The sequence below is a fragment of the Turicibacter sp. T129 genome, assembly GCF_025594975.1.
Taxonomy (GTDB): domain Bacteria; phylum Bacillota_I; class Bacilli_A; order MOL361; family Turicibacteraceae; genus Turicibacter; species Turicibacter bilis.
This window is the reverse complement of record NZ_JAMQUU010000127.1, coordinates 1-2,412: the sequence shown is the minus strand read 5'-3', so window position 1 is coordinate 2,412 and position 2,412 is coordinate 1. Positions and strand designations below refer to the sequence as shown.

Annotated in this window: 2 protein-coding genes; both read left to right on the top strand. The window is 23.6% G+C overall.

All coding sequences use genetic code 11. From position 1 onward, the window contains the following. Positions 1 to 97 precede the first annotated feature (97 nt). Entirely contained in the window at positions 98 to 757 is a 660-nt protein-coding gene (locus tag NEH75_RS13450) for a response regulator transcription factor (protein WP_262949028.1), read from the top strand. After that, a complete protein-coding gene (locus NEH75_RS13445) occupies positions 757 to 2,214 on the top strand; it encodes a sensor histidine kinase (RefSeq protein WP_262949026.1) in 1,458 nt (485 codons plus the stop codon). The genes NEH75_RS13450 and NEH75_RS13445 overlap by 1 nt, the downstream gene beginning before the upstream one ends. Positions 2,215 to 2,412: the final 198 nt, after the last annotated feature.

Here is a 2,412-nt window from a genome sequence, read left to right as displayed (position 1 = left end):
TATTTTGTTTATAAGTGAAACTTTATGTTATTATGTATTTATAAAATAAATTCATTTTGATATATATTATATAAAATGGAGGAAAATATAAATGAAAATTAATATATTAATTGTTGAAGATGAAAAAGAAATAAGGGAAGGCGTAAGTGAATATCTAGCAGAGGTTGGATATAGCGTTATAAGTGCAGAAGATGGAATGCAAGCAATAGAATTATTTAAGAATAATAAAATTGATTTAGTAATTTTAGATATAATGCTTCCAAAGGCTAACGGATTTGTTGTTTTAAATAAAATTAGACAAGAAAGCAATGTTCCAATAATTATGTTAACAGCAATGAGTGATGATTATACCCAAATTATGAGTTTTGATGAAGAGGCAGATGATTATATTACAAAGCCATTTTCAATAATAGTTTTACATAAAAGAATAGAAGCACTTCTTAGAAGAGGAGTAAAAGTTAGTGAAAATAAAAAGTGGTGTTATGGAGATATAGAAATTGATTTTGAAGGATATTCAGCAAGAAAGAATGGCGAAAATATTGATTTAAAACCTAAGGAAATAAAATTAATAGAGTTATTATTAAAGTATGAGGGAAAGGTTTTAACAAGAGCACAAATCTTAGATAATTTATGGAGGATTGAAGAAGCACCAAATGATAGGGTTATTGATGTATATATTAAAAATATAAGAAAAAAGTTGTTATTAGATTGTATAGTAACAGTTAAGGGAATTGGATATAAATTTGAGGAGCAATGATGAATAAGTTAAAGCTATTTTCAAAAACATATATATTTACCATGGGGATAATAAGTGTAATAATTTTAATTTCAAATGTTTTAATTTATTTAGCATTACCCAAGGTATATGTGAATAATAAACAAAAGGAAGCTGATAAAATTATTGAAGCTTTAATTGAACAAGTAAGTAAATCTGATAATGAGGAATCATTTAAGATAGCAAAGAATTTTGCTGAAAAATATAATATTCAAGTTTTACTTACTATAGGAGATGAAAAAAGGGTATTTCAAGGTTTGCACAAAGTAGATATATATGTTAATGAAGAGGAAATTACAGAAAACTCTTTAATAATTCCTAATTTAATTGGTGAAAATATTATAGAAAATTTTAATGATGAAAATAGAGAAGTTATAGGTGATGATGGATTCGGTCAATATATTAATATAAATAATTTATCAATAATAAAAAGTAGGGACTTTAAAAAAAGTAATGATGTAAATGGAAGTGCTAAAATAGTAATGGATTTAGAATCATTTACAGAAACAAGAGATGTTATATTAAAAATACTTCCATATTCTATTTTTATAAGCTTGCTTATAGCACTTATTGCATCATATATATATGCAAGAAAAATTACAACTCCAATAAAAGAAATTTGTGATGTTACAAAAAAAATGGAGAATTTAAATAAAGAAGCCTTTTGTAAGGTAGAAACTGAAGATGAAATAGGAATATTAGCAGCTAATGTAAATAGTTTATATGAAAATTTATTAAATACAATTGTATCATTGGAAGAGGAAATAAAAAATGTAAGTGAATCTGAAAAAATAAAGGTGGATTTTTTAAGAAGCGCATCACATGAACTTAAGACACCACTAATGAGTATGAATATAATGATTGAAAATATGTTATATGATATAGGAAAATATAAAAATCATTATATATATTTAGAAAAATGTAAGGATATAGTTAGTGAATTAAGTAAAATGGTTCAGGAAATTTTAGATACTTCAAAACTTAATATAATAAATAATAAAAATGAAAGTGTATTAGATTTAGGTAGTTTAGTTCAAAAGAACATAGAACCATATAAATTAATAGCTAAGTCAAAGAAAATTAATATTAAAATGAATTTAAAAGAGTCTTTTAATATTAAAGTAGATGAAAAATTATTTACTAAAGCAATTTCTAATATTATTTCTAATGCAGTAAATTATACTGATGAAGGAAAGGAAATAAGAATATATATAAAAGATAAAAAACTTATTATAGAAAATGATTGTAAGCCAATTTCAGAAGAACATTTAGCACATATTTTTGAGGCATTTTATAGAGTTGATTTTGATAGAAATAAGAGTAGTGGGGGGAATGGGTTAGGATTATACATAGTTCAACAAATTTTAAAAATGTATAATTTAGATTATTCTTTTAAATCAATATTAACTGGAATGAGTTTTGAAGTTGATTTTAATTAAATATTTGAAATTTGTTCATGTTTAATAAAAAATAAAATAGTTGAAAAATAACGGGTATTAGATTAATAATATCCTTATTTTTTTATAAAAAATAATTGTAACTATTCAGCCTAGTAGAAAAGAGTATCACAAAAAGGAGTGCTCATTTAGTGAAGTACTCCTTGTGAATGTTATGAAAATTGAATCGTATTTCCCATT

What these genes read in the sequence shown, in the direction of transcription:
- NEH75_RS13445 (WP_262949026.1), top strand. Translation starts at nt 757, where the DNA reads ATGAATAAGTTAAAGCTATTTTCAAAAACATATATATTTACCATGGGG.